The following is a 14690-nucleotide window of genomic DNA, read 5'->3' on the forward strand; positions in this document are numbered from 1 at the left end:
CGTCACGTCATCCACCCCCTGAAGGCGGCTACAGCGATGGCTCTCGATGTACCGTACCGTTCCATCCCCGACATGTTCCTCAAGCGCGTGGCCGCGACTCCCGACGGCCAGGCCTTCGCCCACCCGAACGCGGACGACTCCGGGCCGGTCTGGCTCACGTGGGAACAGGTCGGCCAGCGGGCCAAGGCGGTCGCCGCCGGCCTGAACAGCCTGGGTGTCGGGCTGGAGGATCCGGTGGCGATCCTGGCGAACACCCGGCTGGACTGGGTGATCGCCGACTTCGGCATCATGTGCGCGGGCGGCGCGACCACCACCGTCTACCCCACCACCGAACCCGAGGACGCGACCTACATCATCGCCGACTCGGGTTCCGTGGTGCTGTTCGCGGAGAACCCGGCCCAGGCGGCGAAGATCGCCGGCGCCGACCTGCCGGCGTTGACCCATGTGGTGCTCTTCGACGGCGCCGCCGACCCGGCCGCGGCCGTACCCCAGCTCACCCTGGCCGAACTGGAGGAGCGCGGCAGGACGGCGCTGGCGGCCGACCCCGACCTGGTCGACCGGCTGGTCGCCCCGGTCGGCCCGGACCACCTGGCCACCCTGATCTACACCTCGGGCACCACGGGCCGCCCGAAGGGCGTGGAGCTGCTGCACGGCGGCTGGTGCTGGGAGGCGGTCGTGCAGGCCGAGACGAGCCTGCTGCGCGCCGACGACGTGCACTACCTCTGGCTGCCGCTGTCCCACTCGTTCGGCAAGACGCTGATCTGCGGCTCCACCCACGTCGGTCTGCCGACCTACGTCGACGGCCGGGTGGACAAGCTGGTCGACATGCTCGCGGTGATCAGGCCGACGCTGATGTGCGGCGCGCCCCGGGTCTTCGAGAAGGTCTACAACAAGTCGGTCACCACGGCGCAGGACGCCGGCGGGGCCAAGGCGAAGATCTTCGCCTGGGCCGTCGCGGTCGGCAAGGAGAAGGTCGCCCTGGAACAGGCCGGGCGTCCGGTCCCGATCGGGCTGAAGCTGAAGTACGCGGTGGCCGAGAAGCTGGTCTTCAGCAAGATCCAGACCCGTCTGGGCGGCCGGATCCGGGTGCTGGTCTCCGGCGCGGCGCCGCTGAGCAAGGAGATCGCCACCTTCTTCGCCGCGGCGAACCTGCCGATCTCCGAGGGGTACGGCCTGACCGAGACCAGCGCCGGAAACTTCGTCAACCCGCCGGACGGGCTGCGCATCGGCACGGTCGGCAGGGCGATGGGCGACCTGGAGTGCCGGATCGACACCGACGGCGAGATCCTGGTCCGCGGCCGTCCGGTCATGCGCGGGTACCACAACCTGCCCGAGGAGACCGCCGCCGCGTTCACCGAGGACGGCTTCTTCCGCACCGGCGACATCGGCAGCCTGGACGACGACGGCTACCTGCGCATCACCGACCGGAAGAAGGACCTGGTCAAGACCTCCGGCGGCAAGTACATCGCACCCTCGCACATCGAGGGCATGTTCAAGGCGATCTGCCCGTACACCTCGCAGGCGGTCGTGATCGGCCAGGCCCGCAACTACTGCACGATGCTGGTCACCCTGGACCCGGACGCGATCAAGGGCTGGACGGCCGGCGGCCCGCTGGAGGGCCGGGACTACGCCGACGTGGTGGCCTCCCCCGAGGCGAAGGCCATGGTCGAGGAGTACGTCGCACAGCTCAACGCGAAGCTCAACCGGTGGGAGACGATCAAGAAGGTCACCATCCTGCCGCGTGACCTGACCATCGAGCACGGCGAGATCACCCCGTCTCTCAAGATCAAGCGACGGGGTGTGGAGAGCAACTTCTCCGCCGAGATCGACCAGATGTACGAGGGCACCCTCGCCGAGATCTGACCGCACCCGGTGGCCGTGCCCCGTCCCTCCCCCGGGGCACGGCCACCCTCGTCCGGCTCACAGGTGCCGTCCCCGCCACCGATCGGCGCACACCCGTCAGAAGTGGTGGCGGCGCCAGGAGTTCGCCTCCGCCTCCAGCGCGGCCTGTTCGTCCATCGCCGTCTCGCGCACCCGGCGGCGGACCTCCCGGGTGGCCCGGAGCTGGACCAGCACCACGGCCACCACTGCGGCGGTGAGCAGACTCAGCGTGGTCAGCACCGGCAGCCGGTAGGCGGCCGGAACGAGCAGCACGAGCAGGACGGCGGCCGTGGCGAGGACCCGGTCGAGTCGGCGGAACACCCGCAGCTGGATGGCGACCAGCGCCACCAGGTAGAGGATCACCCCGCCGTACAGCACCAGCATGACCAGCCCACCGAACTCCTTCCGGGAGGCGGAGGAGGGATCCTGGGTCACCTCGGCCAGGATCTCCTTCAACCCGAGGGCGAAGAAGATGATCCCGACGATCAGTGGCAGGTGCAGGTAGGTGTAGACGTCCCGGGCCATCGGGATCCGCGCGCGCCCCCGTACGCCGTGCAGCACCTGCTCGACGGCGAAGGCCAGCACGTCGAAGTAGAGCCACCAGAGCGCCGCGATGATCGCGATGCCGAACACCGCCGCGGCGATGATCGGGAAGCCGATGGGGCGGCCGGCGCGGTCGGTCGTGCCGATACCGAGCGCGATCACCGATTCGCCGAGCGCGACCAGCAGGATCAGCGCGTGTCGCTCGGCCCAGTGCCCCACCGAGCGCAGCCGCCATCCCGTCCGGGGCAGCAGGAGCGCGACGGAGTACTCCATCAGCAGCGCGACCGTCCAGAGCCCGAGCCGGACGTTCTCCACAGCCGAGTCCGGCACCAACCACTGCGGCACCGTCGCGGCGATCACGATGATCACCGCGCCGCCCATGGTGGGCGCGGTGAGCAGCATCGACCGCGCCCGCGGCGCCCCGTCCCACCCGACGGTGCTCCAGAGCGCGACCACCTTGACCAGCCAGGTGGCCAGGTAGGCGAGGGAGAAGACCCACGGGCCGTAGAGCCCGCCGGGCTCGTCCCGGAAGGCCACCCCGGTGGTCAGCGCGAGCACGAAGACCGCCGCCATGATCGAGAATCCGACCAGTGGCATGACGCCCTGGTCGGCGCGGAGGATGTTGCCGACCGCGGCGAAGCCGGTCCAGCACCACCAGAGCAGCACCAGCACGAACAGCGCCTCGATCAGGCGCTGGGCGGTCAGGTTCGCCGCGGTGAGGGTGGTGACGTTGAGGAACGCGAAGACGAAGACCAGGTCGTAGAAGAGTTCCAGCCGGGTGACCCGGGTGCCGGGCCCACCCCAGCTGATGAGCCGGTTCCGGGCCGATGTCCCCACCCGGGCAGTCTGCCCACCGGCCCCGCGCCGACGGGCCGGATCGGCCGGAGGGCACCCGTCCGGGCGGTGCCGGTGACCGGGCGCCGGGCCGGTGGGCGCCGGGCCCGCGCGGTGCTCGCCGGGCAGGCAGGGGGCGTCAGGCGATGACCGTCGCCTCCCGCCACTGCGGGCGGGCCGCCCGGTCCAGGTCGTACCGGACGTCGGCGAGCCGGCCCACCGCCTCGACCAGGTCGGCCGCGGGCAGGGTGAAGGGCAGCCGCAGGAAGCGTTCCAGGGTCCCGTCCAGGCCGAACCGGGGGCCGGGCGCCAGCCGTACGCCGACCTCCTCGGCGGCGCGGGCCAGCGCGCTGGAGATCGGGCCGTCCAGCTCGGCCCAGAGGGTGACCCCGCCGCGCGGGGCGGTGACCCGCCAGTCGGGCAGGCGCTCGGCGAGCGCGCCGAGCAGGGCGTCGCGCTGGGCGGCGAGCTGGCAGCGGCGGGCGGCGACGATGGTCGGGGCGTCGGCGAGCAGATGCACCGCGACGAGCTGGTCCAGCACCGGGCTGGCCATGTCGACCCCGACCCGGGCGGCGGCGAGCCGCTGCACCTGGGGCGCGGAGGCGCGTACCCAGCCGATCCGCAGCCCACCCCAGTACGGCTTGCTCATGCCGCCGATGGAGATCACCCGGGAGTGCCGGTCGAAGGCGGCGGTGGGCGGGGGCAGCACGGTCCCGTCCAGCGGGAGGTCCACGAAGGACTCGTCGACGACCAGGTCGGTGCCGGCCGCGTGGGCGGTGGCGACCGCCCGCTCGCGCAGGTCGGCGGGCATCAGGTGACCGGTCGGGTTCTGGAAGTCGGGGATCAGGTACGCCAGCTTGGGCCGGGTCTGCCGGATGCTGCCCAGCAGCAGGTCGGCGTCCCACCCGGCCCCGTCGGCGGCGAGGCCGTGGGTGGCGATCCGGGCCCGGCGGGCCGAGAGCGCGGCCAGCGCGTTGGGGTAGGTGGGCGACTCCACCAGGACGTTGCCGCCGGGGGCCAGCGCCAGTCGCAGCACCAGGTCGAGGGCGTGCTGGGTGCCGCTGGTCACCATGATCTGCTCGGCGCTGGTGAGCAGCCCCCGATCGGTGTACGACCGGGCGATCGCCTCGCGCAGCTCGATGATCCCGGTCGGGTGGTAGCCGGCGCCGCCGAGGTAGCGGGGCAGGTCCTCGGTGGCGGCCCGGGCCGCCGGGACGAGCTGGGGCGGGGCGGCCAGCGCGGCGACCCCGAGGTCGATCATGTCGCGGTCGTCCAGTGGGGTCCAGAGCCCGGTGCTGGCGACCCGGTGCGTGCCGGGCAGCATCGTCCAGCTGCCCGCGCCGCGCCGGCTGGCCAGGTGCCCGGTCTCACGCAACTGCCGGTACGCGGCGGTGACCGTGGTACGGCTGATCCGCAGCGCCTCGGCGAGTTCCCGCTCGGCCGGCAGGCGTACCCCCAGCGGGAGCCGGCCGTCGGCGAGCAGGCCGCGGACCGCGGCGGCGAGCGCGGCGTAGTCCGGGCTGCGGCGACGGCCCGGCAGTGCGTGCCACTGTCCGAGCAGTCGCGCCAATTGGCTGCCACGCACCTGACTGGTCACGGCCACCTCCCCGATATTGGCTCTATTCTTGCCAGGATTGGCCCCTAGGTTGGCATGTGTGGCAGTGATTGGCAATCTCCGGCACCGGCCGGTACGGCGACTGACCCAGCTCTACACCGGGCTGGTCCTCTACGGCGTGAGCATGGCCCTGATGATCCGCTCCGGGCTCGGGCTCAACCCGTGGGACGTCTTCCACCAGGGGCTGTCCCGGCAGACCGGCGTCTCGGTGGGCACGGCGAGCATCCTGGTCGGCGCGACGGTGCTGCTGCTCTGGATCCCGCTGCGGCAACGGCCCGGACTCGGCACGGTCAGCAACGTCGTGGTGATCGGCCTGGCGGTGGACGCCACCGTGGCCCTGCTCCCCACCGGGCTGCCGCTGCCCGCCCGGATCAGCCTGCTGGTCACCGGCATCGTCGCCAACGGCGCCGCGACCGGGCTCTACCTCGGCGCCGACCTCGGCCCCGGCCCGCGCGACGGACTGATGACCGGGATCGTCGCCCGCCGCCCCGGCTGGTCGGTACGGCTGGTCCGCACCGCCATCGAGGTGCTCGTGCTGTCCTGCGGCGCGCTGCTCGGCGGCACCGCCGGCCTCGGCACGGTCGCGTACGCGCTCGCGATCGGCCCGCTGGTGCAGGTGTTCACCCCGATCTTCACGGTGACGCCCCGGCCCGTGGCCGGCACACCCCGGCACCCCACTCCCCTGACCTGCACCGATGCCCCAGCGGGAAAGTAGGTGTTTCCTCCGCCGACATCGCCGGGCATCATTCCTGCATGGGGGAGAACGGATGGCGCTGGACGGACGCATGGATCTTCGTGTCACTGGTGATCGCGAGCGGCGCGGGGCGGCACCGCCGGGCGGCCGACTCGCGGCGCCCGGAGGGCGTCCGGCTCGCTGACGTCATCTCCACGGCGGACCACCTCAACCAGGCCATCCCGGACCGGGACGACGTCGAGACGGCGGTACGCCGGCTGGTCGGTGCGGGGCTGGTGAGCGTGAGCGACGGCTGGTTCCGGATCACCCCGGACGGCGAGCGGCTCTGGCGGACCAGGCCGAGCGCGGGCGTGGGGACCACGGTGGACAGCGTTCAGGGGGTGCTGGTGCGCCGGCACACCGCACCGGGCGACGCCGACTGGCACCTGCCGGAGGACGACCACGCCGCCGCGGTGCAGGAGTACCTGGTCCGGTCGATCCCGGCGCCGCGCCGCTCACCGGAGGGCCGCACCGGCCGCTGAGGCTCAGCGGGTGGGGTGACCGGCGGCCTTCAGCGCGTCCTTGACCTCACCGACGGTCAGCTCACCGAAGTGGAAGACACTGGCCGCGAGCACCGCGTCCGCGCCCGCGCCGATCGCCGGCGGGAAGTGCGCCACCGCGCCCGCGCCACCGCTGGCGATCACCGGCACGTCGACCACCGCGCGGACCGCCTGGATCAGCGCCAGGTCGAAGCCGGCCTTGGTGCCGTCGGCGTCCATCGAGTTGAGCAGGATCTCCCCCGCCCCGAGCTCGGCGCCGCGCCGGGCCCACTCGACCGCGTCGATGCCGGTGCCCCGGCGCCCGCCGTGGGTGGTCACCTCGAAGCCGCTCGGCGTAATGCCCGCGGGGGCCCGCCGCACGTCCAGCGAGAGGACCAGCACCTGCCGGCCGAACCGGTCGGCGATCTCGGCGATCAACTCCGGCCGGGCGATGGCGGCGGTGTTCACGCCGACCTTGTCGGCCCCGGCGCGCAGCAGGGTGTCGACGTCGGCGACCTGCCGGACGCCACCGCCGACGGTGAGCGGGATGAACACCGACTCCGCCGTGCGCCGGACCACGTCGAGCATGGTGCCCCGGTCGCTGGAGGAGGCGGTCACGTCGAGGAAGGTCAACTCGTCCGCGCCGGCGCGGTCGTACGCCGCCGCCAGCTCCACCGGGTCACCGGCGTCGCGCAGGTCGACGAAGTTGACCCCCTTGACCACCCGACCGGCGTCCACGTCCAGACACGGGATCACCCGTACCGCCACCGTCATGTGGTGAGCCTATCCAACGCGCACGCGGCGGTGACCGGCCTGTGAGGCCGGCCACCGCCGCGCACCGGGTCGGGCTTCAGAGCCGGACGAGCATCTTGCCCAGGTTGTCGCCGCGCAGCACGCCGAGGAACGCCTCCGGGGCGTTCTCGATGCCCTCGACGACCGTCTCGTCGTACGAGATGCTGCCGTCGCGCAGCCAGCCGGCCATGTCCGCGACGAACTGCTTGCGCAGGTGGCCGTGGTCGCCGACGAGGAAGCCGCGCAGGGTGAGCCGCTTGCCGATCAGCAGCGCCAGGTTGCGCGGGGCGGCCGGCGGCTCGGTGGAGTTGTACTGCGCGATCATGCCGCAGATGGCGGCCCGGCCGTGTAGCCTCATCGCGCTGATCGCGGCCTCCAGGTGCTCACCGCCGACGTTGTCGAAGTAGACGTCGACGCCGTCCGGGGCGGCGGCCTTGAGCTGGTCGCGCACCGGGCCGTCGTGGTAGTTGAAGGCGGCGTCGAAGCCGAGCGCCGCCAGCCGCTCGACCTTGGCCGCCGAGCCGGCGCTGCCGACCACCCGGCCGGCGCCGGAGAGCTTGGCGATCTGGCCGACCATGCTGCCCACCGCGCCGGCCGCGCCGGAGACGAAGACGGTCTCCCCCGGCTTCATCCCGGCCACGTCGAGCAGCCCGGCGTACGCGGTCAGACCGGTCATGCCGAGCACGCCGAGGTACGCGCTGACCGGCGCGACGCTCGGGTCGACCTTGCGGGCCGCTTTCGCGTCGAGCAGCGCGTACTCGCGCCAGCCGAGACCGTGCAGCACGGTGTCGCCGGGCTTGATCCCGTCGGCCTCGCTCGCCACCACCTCACCGACCGCGCCACCGTCGAGCGGGGCGTCGAGCGCGAACGGCGGGACGTAGGACCTGACGTCGTTCATCCGGCCCCGCATGTACGGGTCGACCGACATGAACTGGTTGCGGACCACGATCTGGCCGGGGCCGGGGGTGGGCACCTCGGTCTGCACGAGGCGGAAGTTGTCGGCGGTCGGCCAGCCCTGGGGGCGGGAGGCCAGGTGGATCTCACGGTTGGTGCTCATCGGAGTTCGTCCTTTCGTACCCGAGGTGTCGACGGCCCTGCGGTGGCGCTCAGGCCGACGCGGCCTCGCGGACGACGCGGGCGACCTGGATGTTCCCCCGGGTCGCGTTGGAGTACGGGCAGACCTGGTGGGCCGCCTCGACCAACTGCTCGGCGGTGGCCCGCTCGACGGCGGGCAGGTCCACCACGAGGGTGACGGCCAGGCCGAAGCCACCGTTGCCGTCTCCGCCGATGCCCACCTCTGCCTCGACGACCGAGCCCGAGACGTCCGCCCTGGCCTTGCGGGCGACCAGGCGCAGCGCGGAGTGGAAGCAGGCCGCGTAGCCGGCCGCGAAGAGCTGCTCCGGGTTGGCCGCGCCGCCGGCGCCGCCCATCTCCTTCGGGATCGCCAGGTCCAGGTCGAGGGTGCCGTCGGAGGTACGGACGTGGCCGTCCCGGCCGTCGCCGGTGGCGAGCGCGGACGCGGTGTAGAGCACCTGCACGGGGATCACTGCTCCTTCTGTCGGTGGATCGTCTCGGTGACCCGGGTGAGGGTGTCGCGCAGGGCGATCAGCTCGGCCTCGCCGAGGCCGGTGGCGCGGGCGACCCGCAGCGGCACCTCGTCCATCCGCTGCCGCAGGGCCACACCGTCGGCGGTGAGCCCCACCTCGACCCGTCGCTCGTCGCGCGCCGAGCGGGTCCGGACCACCAGGCCCGCCGCCTCCAGCCGCTTGAGCAGCGGGGAGAGCGTGCCGGAGTCCAGCCGCAGCGCGGCCCCGAGCTCGGAGACCGTGGGGGCGTCGTCGCCGCGCTCCCAGAGCACCAGCAGCACCAGGTACTGCGGGTAGGTCAGGCCGAACTCGTCGAGGATGGGCCGGTAGACGTCGGTGAGGGCGCGCGACGCGGCGTAGAGCGCGAAGCACACCTGTCGACGCAGCACCAGATCATCGGTCACGGCGAGAACCGTAGCGGGCAATTAAGTTGTGCACAATCGATCTGGCCGTGACGTGGCCACCGCCACAGCCGGAGCACCCCACCCGAAGCAACACCGCCCCGCCCCGCACACGGCGGGACGGGGCGGCACGGAGCACGGTTCAGGCGGCGGCCAGGTACGCCTCCAACTCCACCTCGACCAGGTGGTCGGGGTGCAGCAACCCGGCCACCACGACCATCGTCGCCGCCGGACGGACCGCGCCGAACACCGCGTTGTGCGCCCGGCCGACCTCGTCGGCGTAGCGCCGGTCGACCACGTACATCCGGGTACGGACCACGTCGGCCACCGACGCGCCCACCTCGGCCAGCGCGTCCAGGGCGATCCGCAACGCCTGGGCGGTCTGGGCGGCGGCGTCCCCGACGTGGGCGACCTCCCCGTCGACCGTCGACGTGCAACCGGCCGTGAGCACCCGGTCGCCGACCCGCACCACCCGGGAGTAGCCGTACCGCGCCTCCCAGGGGCCGCCCGAACCGAGCCGGGTGACGGTCGGGCCACCCGGCACGGCGGCCTCGGTCACGCCACGGCCCGCAGCGTCTCCAGCGCCTGCGCCACGGTGAACGCCCCGGCATAGAGCGCCTTGCCGGCGATCACGCCCTCCACCCCGACCGGCTCCAGGGTGGCCAGCGCCCGAAGGTCGTCCAGCGCGGAGACGCCGCCGGAGGCGATCACCGGGGCGTCCGTGCGGGCGCAGACCTCACGCAGCAGGTCCAGGTTCGGCCCACGCATGGTGCCGTCCTTGGTGATGTCGGTGACCACGTACCGCGACGCGCCCGCCTTGTCCAGCCGCTGGAGCACCTCCCACAGGTCACCGCCGTCGCGGGTCCAGCCCCGGGCCGAAAGGGTACGACCCCGCACGTCCAGACCGATCGCCACGCGATCGCCGTACTCGCCGCAGATCCGGTCGCACCACTCGGGATCCTCCAGGGCGGCGGTGCCGATGTTGACCCGGGCGGCCCCGGTGGCGAGGGCGGCGCGCAGCGACGCGTCGTCGCGGATGCCACCCGACAGCTCGACCCGCACGTCGAGCCGGCCGACGACGTCGGCCAGGAGCGCGGCGTTGGAGCCCCGGCCGAACGCGGCGTCGAGGTCGACCAGGTGGATCCACTCGGCGCCGTCGGACTGCCAGGCCAGCGCGGCCTCCAGGGGATCGCCGTACGCGGTCTCGCTGCCGGCGGCGCCCTGCACGAGGCGGACGGCCTGGCCGTCAGCGACGTCCACGGCGGGCAACAGGGTGAGGCTCAACTCTCTTCTCCTCGGTCAGATCCGACGGTCCAGCGCGATCACCACGATCGCCGGCAGGACCAGCAGCAGCAGGACGACCAGCACCAGGCGCAGCGCCAGGTCGTCGACGAACGCCCAGATGCCGAACAGGGCCACCAGGGTCAGCCCCACGATGGCGGCCCGCTCCCCCCGGGTACGCCGAGCCAGCCGCCCGGTACGGCCCCGCCGCCACTGCGGCGTGAGCCGACGTACCAGGGCCCGGCGACGCTGCCGACGGGCCACCGTGCGCTGGCGTGCCACGCGTTCCCGGGCGGCCTCGGCCTCGCGCGCCGCGCGTCGACGCGCCCGCTCCTTGCTCACCGGACCGCCCCCGGCAGGGCGGGCCGGGACGACCCGGCGGACGGGCGGCGCCGTGCGGCGCGTGCCCCGGCCCGGCCGGACCCGGCGGCAGATCGACGGGCGACGGACTCAGTCAACCGTGGCCAGCCAGTTGCGCAGCAGCACGGCACCGGTGTCGGCGGACTTCTCCGGGTGGAACTGGGCGGCCGACAGCGCGCCCCGCTCCACCGCGGCGACGAAGTCCGTCCCGTGGTGGGCGGTGGTGACCGTCGCGCCGGACGCGACCAGCCCGGCGACGTCGTTCACCGCGTACGAGTGGACGAAGTAGAACCGGCTGTCGGCCGGCAGGCCGGCGAAGAGCACCGAGTCGGCGGGCGCGTCGACGGTGTTCCAGCCCATGTGCGGCAGCCGCTCGGCGGGCAGCTTCGTCACCCCACCGGGCAGCAGGCCGAGGCCCTTGGTGACCACCCCGTGCTCGTCGCCGTGCGCGAAGAGCACCTGCATACCGACGCAGATGCCCAGCACCGGACGACCGGCGGCGACCCGCTCGGCGATCACCGGCCCCGCGCCGAGCTCCTCGATCCCCGCCATGCAGGCGGCGAACGCGCCCACGCCCGGCACCACCAGGCCGTCCGCCTCGGCGGCGGCAACCAGGTCGTCGGTGACGGTCACGTCGGCGCCGACGCGCTCCAGCGCGCGCTCGGCCGAGCGCAGGTTGCCCGAGCCGTAGTCGAGCACCACGATCCGCCTGCTCATGGGGCCACCTCGCTCGGCCTGTCGATGACCAGCCCGCTCATGAACCCTCCCCGGGCAGCAGCCAGAGCACCCCGCCGATGGTCGCCAGCACGGCGAGCAGACCGGTGATCACCACCGCGCCACGCGGCGCGCCCTGCCGGTGCAGGGACCACGTCCCACCGACCAGCAGCCCGGCCAGGATCAGCAGCAGCGTCGGCAGCACCGGGCCCATCAGAGCTCTCCCTCATTCGCGACTGCGGGGCTCCGCTGCGCTGCACTCCTCGCGCTCATCAGCGCTCCCCTTCATTCGCGACTGCGGGGCTCCGCTGCGCTGCACTCCTCGCGCTCATCAGAGCGCGCCCTTCGTGCTGGGCACCACGCCCGCGTTGCGCGGGTCGATCGCGGTGGCCTCGCGCAGTGCCCGGGACACCGCCTTGAACTGCGCCTCCACCACGTGGTGGGCGTCCGGGTGGCCGCCGGGACGGGCCGCGCGCAGCACGTCCACGTGCAGGGTGATCCGGGCCGACTGGCCGAAGGACTCCCAGATGTGCCGGGTCATGCTGGTCGGGTACACCGGGCCGATGTACGGCGCGAGGACCGGCTCGTCGTGCACCACGTACGGCCGGCCGGAGAGGTCGACCGCGGCCCGGACCAGCACCTCGTCCATCGGCACGGTGGCCGAACCGTACCGCCGGATGCCGGCCTTGTCCCCCAGCGCCTGGTCGAACGCGGCGCCCAGGGCGAGCGCCGTGTCCTCCATCGTGTGGTGGGCGTCGATCTCCAGGTCGCCGACCGTGCGGACGGTGAGGTCGAAGCCGCCGTGCCGGGCGATCTGGTGCAGCATGTGGTCGTAGAAACCGACGCCGGTGCTGATCTCGGCCCTGCCGGCGCCGTCGAGGTCGAGCTCGACCAGGACGTTGGTCTCCTTGGTGATCCGCTCGATCCGGGCGGTGCGACTCATTGCCTACCTTTCGGTCGCGTCTGCGGGGCTCGCAAGCTCACTTCTCGCGCTCCCACTGGAGCTTCTCCGTTGCGGCGAGGAAGGCGTCGGTCTCGGCGGGGGTCCCGGCGGTGACCCGCAGCCAGCCGGGCAGGCCGACGTCCCGGACCAGGACGCCCGCGTCGAGCAGGGTCCGCCAGGCCACCGCCTGGTCGCCGCCGGTGGCGAAGAGCACGAAGTTGGCGTCGCTGTCGGCCACCCGGTGGCCCCGGGCGCGCAGCTCGGCGACGATCCGGTCCCGCTGCGCCATGATCGCGTCGACGGTGCCGAGCAGGGCGTCGCGGTGCGCCAGCGCCGCGCGGGCGGCGGCCTGGGTGAGCGCCGAGAGATGGTACGGCAGGCGGACGAGCTGCACCGCCGCCACCACCGCCGGGTCGGCGGCGAGGTAGCCGAGCCGGCCACCGGCGAAACCGAACGCCTTGCTCATCGTCCGGGTCACCACCAACCGCGGGTGGCCGGGCAGCACCGCCAGGGCGCTGACCGTGCCGGGGCGGGCGAACTCGGCGTACGCCTCGTCGACGACCACCATGCCGGGCGCGACGTCGAGCACCGCGGCGACCACCGCCGGGTCCAGCGCGGTGCCGGTCGGGTTGTTCGGCGAGCAGAGGAAGACCACGTCCGGCGCGTGCTCGCGGACCCGGGCCACCGCCTCGTCGACGGTGAGCCCGAAGTCCACCCCACGGGCGGCCGGGATCCACCGGGTGCCGGTGCCGAGCGCCAGCAGCGGATGCATCGAGTACGCCGGGACGAAGCCGAGCGCGCTGCGCCCCGGGCCGCCGAACGCCTGGAGCAGCTGCTGCTGGATCTCGTTGGAGCCGTTGGCCGCCCACACCTGCTCGACGGTGAGCCCGTGACCCAGGTACGCCGCCAGGTCGGCGCGCAGCGCCACCGCGTCCCGGTCCGGGTAACGGTTGAGCGCACGCAGCTCGGCCGCGAGGGCCTTGCCGATCGCCTCGACCACCGGCTCGGGCACCGGGTAGGAGTTCTCGTTGGTGTTCAGCCGCACCGCGACGTCGAGCTGCGGCGCCCCGTACGGCTTCAGGCCGCGCAGGTCGTCGCGGAGCGGCAGGTCGTCCAGCGTCGTCACGGCGTCTCCCCCGCGAACCGGACGCTGACCGCCTGGCCGTGCGCGGGCAGGTCCTCCACCGTCGCCAGGGTGACCACGTGCGGCGCCACCTCGCGCAGCGCCTCCCGGGTGTACTCCACCAGGTGCACGCCACGCAGGAAGGACTGCACCGACAGCCCGGAGGAGTGCCGGGCGCAGCCGCCGGTGGGCAGTACGTGGTTGGAGCCGGCGCAGTAGTCGCCGAGCGACACCGGCGCCCAGGCGCCCACAAAGATCGCCCCGGCGTTGCGGACCCGCATCGCCCACTCCCGGGCGTTCTCGGTCTGGATCTCCAGGTGTTCGGCCGCGTACGCGTCGACCACCCGCAGCCCCGCCTCCAGGTCGTCCACCAGCACGATGCCGCTCTGCTCGCCGCCCAGCGCGGTGCTCACCCGCTCGACGTGCTTGGTGGCCGGCACCTGCCGGGCCAGCTCCGTGTCGACCGCGTCGGCCAGCGCGACCGACGGGGTGACCAGGACACTGGCCGCGAGGGGATCGTGCTCGGCCTGGCTGATCAGGTCGGCGGCGACGTGCGCCGGGTCGGCGGTGTCGTCGGCGAGGATGGCGATCTCGGTCGGGCCCGCCTCGGCGTCGATGCCGACCACGCCGCGCAGCAGCCGCTTGGCGGCGGTGACCCAGATGTTGCCCGGGCCGGTGATCATGTCGACCGGGTCGCACCGCAGAGCGCCCTCGGGGTCGACCGCCGCGCCGTACGCGAGCATCGCCACCGCCTGGGCGCCGCCGACGGCGTACACCTCGTCGACGCCGAGCAGCGCGCAGGCCGCGAGCACCCGTTGGTCGGGCAGGCCGCCGTTCTCCTTCTGCGGTGGGCTCACCACCACCAGCGAGCGCACCCCGGCGGCCTGGGCCGGAACGACGTTCATCACCACGGTCGACGGGTACATGGCCAGGCCACCGGGGACGTAGAGGCCGACCCGGTCGACCGGCACCCAGCGCTCGGTGACCGTGCCGCCCGGCACGACCTGGGTGGTGTGGTCGGTGCGGCGCTGGTCGGCGTGCACCTTCCGGGCCCGGGTGATCGACTCCAACAGCGCCGCCCGCACCTGCGGGTCCAGCGTCCCCTCGGCCTCGGCGATCACCTCGGCGGGGACCCGCAGCACCTCCGGGCTGACCCCGTCGAACCGCTCGCTGGCCTCCCGGATCGCCGGGTACCCATGGTCGCGGACCGCCTCCACGAGGGGGCGGATCCGCTCGACGGCCACGGAGACGTCGAGCTGGGCACGGGGCAGCAGGCGGCGCGGGTCACGGACCCCGCCGCGCAGGTCGATCCGATTCAACACGCTTGCGAGTCTAGGCGGCGGCTGCGCAGGCGGCCCTCGCCGCCCGGACGGCGGGACGGTGAGCCGGGACACGCCGGACGCGA

The 14690-nt window shown here is 73.5% G+C and carries 17 protein-coding genes; 3 read left to right on the top strand and 14 right to left on the bottom strand.

Annotated features, from left to right (window positions below):
• Nucleotides 1-36 precede the first annotated feature (36 nt).
• The gene (locus GA0070560_RS03260; protein WP_091291178.1) at nt 37-1863 is read left to right on the top strand and encodes an AMP-dependent synthetase/ligase; all 1827 of its coding nucleotides are present in this window, start codon (nt 37-39) and stop codon (nt 1861-1863) included.
• 96 nt (nt 1864-1959) lie between these two features.
• Here GA0070560_RS03260 and GA0070560_RS03265 read toward each other — a convergent pair whose 3' ends face one another.
• Entirely contained in the window at nt 1960-3261 is a 1302-nt protein-coding gene (locus GA0070560_RS03265) for a low temperature requirement protein A (RefSeq protein ID WP_245675333.1), read from the bottom strand.
• Nucleotides 3262-3397: 136 nt separating this feature from the next.
• On the bottom strand, nt 3398-4855 hold the full coding sequence (yczR, locus tag GA0070560_RS03270; RefSeq protein WP_091291180.1) for a MocR-like transcription factor YczR: 1458 nt from the start codon (nt 4853-4855) through the stop codon (nt 3398-3400).
• A 58-nt stretch (nt 4856-4913) separates the two neighbouring features.
• Here yczR and yczE point away from each other — a divergent pair, with 58 nt between their 5' ends.
• Together yczE and GA0070560_RS03280 are read left to right on the top strand one after the other, a co-directional pair.
• Nucleotides 4914-5588: a membrane protein YczE gene (gene yczE / locus GA0070560_RS03275; RefSeq protein WP_091291182.1), complete on the top strand. Its 675-nt coding sequence runs from the start codon at nt 4914-4916 to the stop codon at nt 5586-5588.
• Between the two features lie 38 nt (nt 5589-5626).
• Complete coding sequence (locus tag GA0070560_RS03280; RefSeq protein ID WP_091291184.1) at nt 5627-6088, top strand: hypothetical protein; 462 nt, start codon at nt 5627-5629, stop codon at nt 6086-6088.
• A gap of 3 nt (nt 6089-6091) precedes the next feature.
• Here GA0070560_RS03280 and hisF read toward each other — a convergent pair whose 3' ends face one another.
• The 12 genes from hisF to hisD all read right to left on the bottom strand — a co-directional run bounded on the left by hisF (nt 6092) and on the right by hisD (nt 14607).
• Nucleotides 6092-6859: an imidazole glycerol phosphate synthase subunit HisF gene (gene hisF / locus GA0070560_RS03285; protein ID WP_091291186.1), complete on the bottom strand. Its 768-nt coding sequence runs from the start codon at nt 6857-6859 to the stop codon at nt 6092-6094.
• A 76-nt stretch (nt 6860-6935) separates the two neighbouring features.
• Nucleotides 6936-7934 (bottom strand): NADP-dependent oxidoreductase, encoded by a 999-nt coding sequence (locus GA0070560_RS03290; protein WP_091291188.1) that lies wholly within the window; start codon nt 7932-7934, stop codon nt 6936-6938.
• Between the two features lie 49 nt (nt 7935-7983).
• Entirely contained in the window at nt 7984-8415 is a 432-nt protein-coding gene (locus GA0070560_RS03295) for an organic hydroperoxide resistance protein (protein WP_091291896.1), read from the bottom strand.
• A gap of 5 nt (nt 8416-8420) precedes the next feature.
• Nucleotides 8421-8867: a MarR family winged helix-turn-helix transcriptional regulator gene (locus GA0070560_RS03300; RefSeq protein ID WP_091291190.1), complete on the bottom strand. Its 447-nt coding sequence runs from the start codon at nt 8865-8867 to the stop codon at nt 8421-8423.
• 139 nt (nt 8868-9006) lie between these two features.
• Nucleotides 9007-9423: a RidA family protein gene (locus tag GA0070560_RS03305; protein ID WP_091291192.1), complete on the bottom strand. Its 417-nt coding sequence runs from the start codon at nt 9421-9423 to the stop codon at nt 9007-9009.
• Nucleotides 9420-10148, bottom strand: a complete 729-nt coding sequence (gene priA, locus GA0070560_RS03310; RefSeq protein WP_091291194.1) for a bifunctional 1-(5-phosphoribosyl)-5-((5-phosphoribosylamino)methylideneamino)imidazole-4-carboxamide isomerase/phosphoribosylanthranilate isomerase PriA — start codon at nt 10146-10148, stop codon at nt 9420-9422. Before priA ends, GA0070560_RS03305 begins: the two co-directional genes overlap by 4 nt.
• Before the next feature lie 15 nt (nt 10149-10163).
• Entirely contained in the window at nt 10164-10487 is a 324-nt protein-coding gene (locus GA0070560_RS03315; protein WP_091291196.1) for a hypothetical protein, read from the bottom strand.
• Between the two features lie 108 nt (nt 10488-10595).
• A complete protein-coding gene (hisH, locus tag GA0070560_RS03320) occupies nt 10596-11222 on the bottom strand; it encodes an imidazole glycerol phosphate synthase subunit HisH (protein ID WP_091291197.1) in 627 nt (208 codons plus the stop codon).
• A 37-nt stretch (nt 11223-11259) separates the two neighbouring features.
• Nucleotides 11260-11433, bottom strand: a complete 174-nt coding sequence (locus GA0070560_RS28560) for a hypothetical protein (protein ID WP_170839260.1) — start codon at nt 11431-11433, stop codon at nt 11260-11262.
• 117 nt (nt 11434-11550) lie between these two features.
• Nucleotides 11551-12162, bottom strand: a complete 612-nt coding sequence (hisB, locus tag GA0070560_RS03325; RefSeq protein WP_091291199.1) for an imidazoleglycerol-phosphate dehydratase HisB — start codon at nt 12160-12162, stop codon at nt 11551-11553.
• Between the two features lie 37 nt (nt 12163-12199).
• Entirely contained in the window at nt 12200-13288 is a 1089-nt protein-coding gene (locus GA0070560_RS03330) for a histidinol-phosphate transaminase (RefSeq protein ID WP_091291201.1), read from the bottom strand.
• The gene (hisD, locus tag GA0070560_RS03335; RefSeq protein WP_091291203.1) at nt 13285-14607 is read right to left on the bottom strand and encodes a histidinol dehydrogenase; all 1323 of its coding nucleotides are present in this window, start codon (nt 14605-14607) and stop codon (nt 13285-13287) included. Before hisD ends, GA0070560_RS03330 begins: the two co-directional genes overlap by 4 nt.
• Nucleotides 14608-14690 lie beyond the last annotated feature (83 nt).

This window comes from Micromonospora halophytica (genome assembly GCF_900090245.1).
Lineage (GTDB): Bacteria > Actinomycetota > Actinomycetes > Mycobacteriales > Micromonosporaceae > Micromonospora > Micromonospora halophytica.

Excerpts from the sequence above, each read along its gene's own strand:
- GA0070560_RS03260 (WP_091291178.1), top strand. The coding sequence starts at position 37 with ATGGCTCTCGATGTACCGTACCGTTCCATCCCCGACATGTTCCTCAAG.
- GA0070560_RS03280 (WP_091291184.1), top strand. The coding sequence starts at position 5,627 with ATGGGGGAGAACGGATGGCGCTGGACGGACGCATGGATCTTCGTGTCA.
- hisF (WP_091291186.1), bottom strand. The coding sequence starts at position 6,859 with ATGACGGTGGCGGTACGGGTGATCCCGTGTCTGGACGTGGACGCCGGT.
- GA0070560_RS03290 (WP_091291188.1), bottom strand. The coding sequence starts at position 7,934 with ATGAGCACCAACCGTGAGATCCACCTGGCCTCCCGCCCCCAGGGCTGG.
- hisH (WP_091291197.1), bottom strand. The coding sequence starts at position 11,222 with ATGAGCAGGCGGATCGTGGTGCTCGACTACGGCTCGGGCAACCTGCGC.
- GA0070560_RS28560 (WP_170839260.1), bottom strand. The coding sequence starts at position 11,433 with ATGGGCCCGGTGCTGCCGACGCTGCTGCTGATCCTGGCCGGGCTGCTG.
- hisB (WP_091291199.1), bottom strand. The coding sequence starts at position 12,162 with ATGAGTCGCACCGCCCGGATCGAGCGGATCACCAAGGAGACCAACGTC.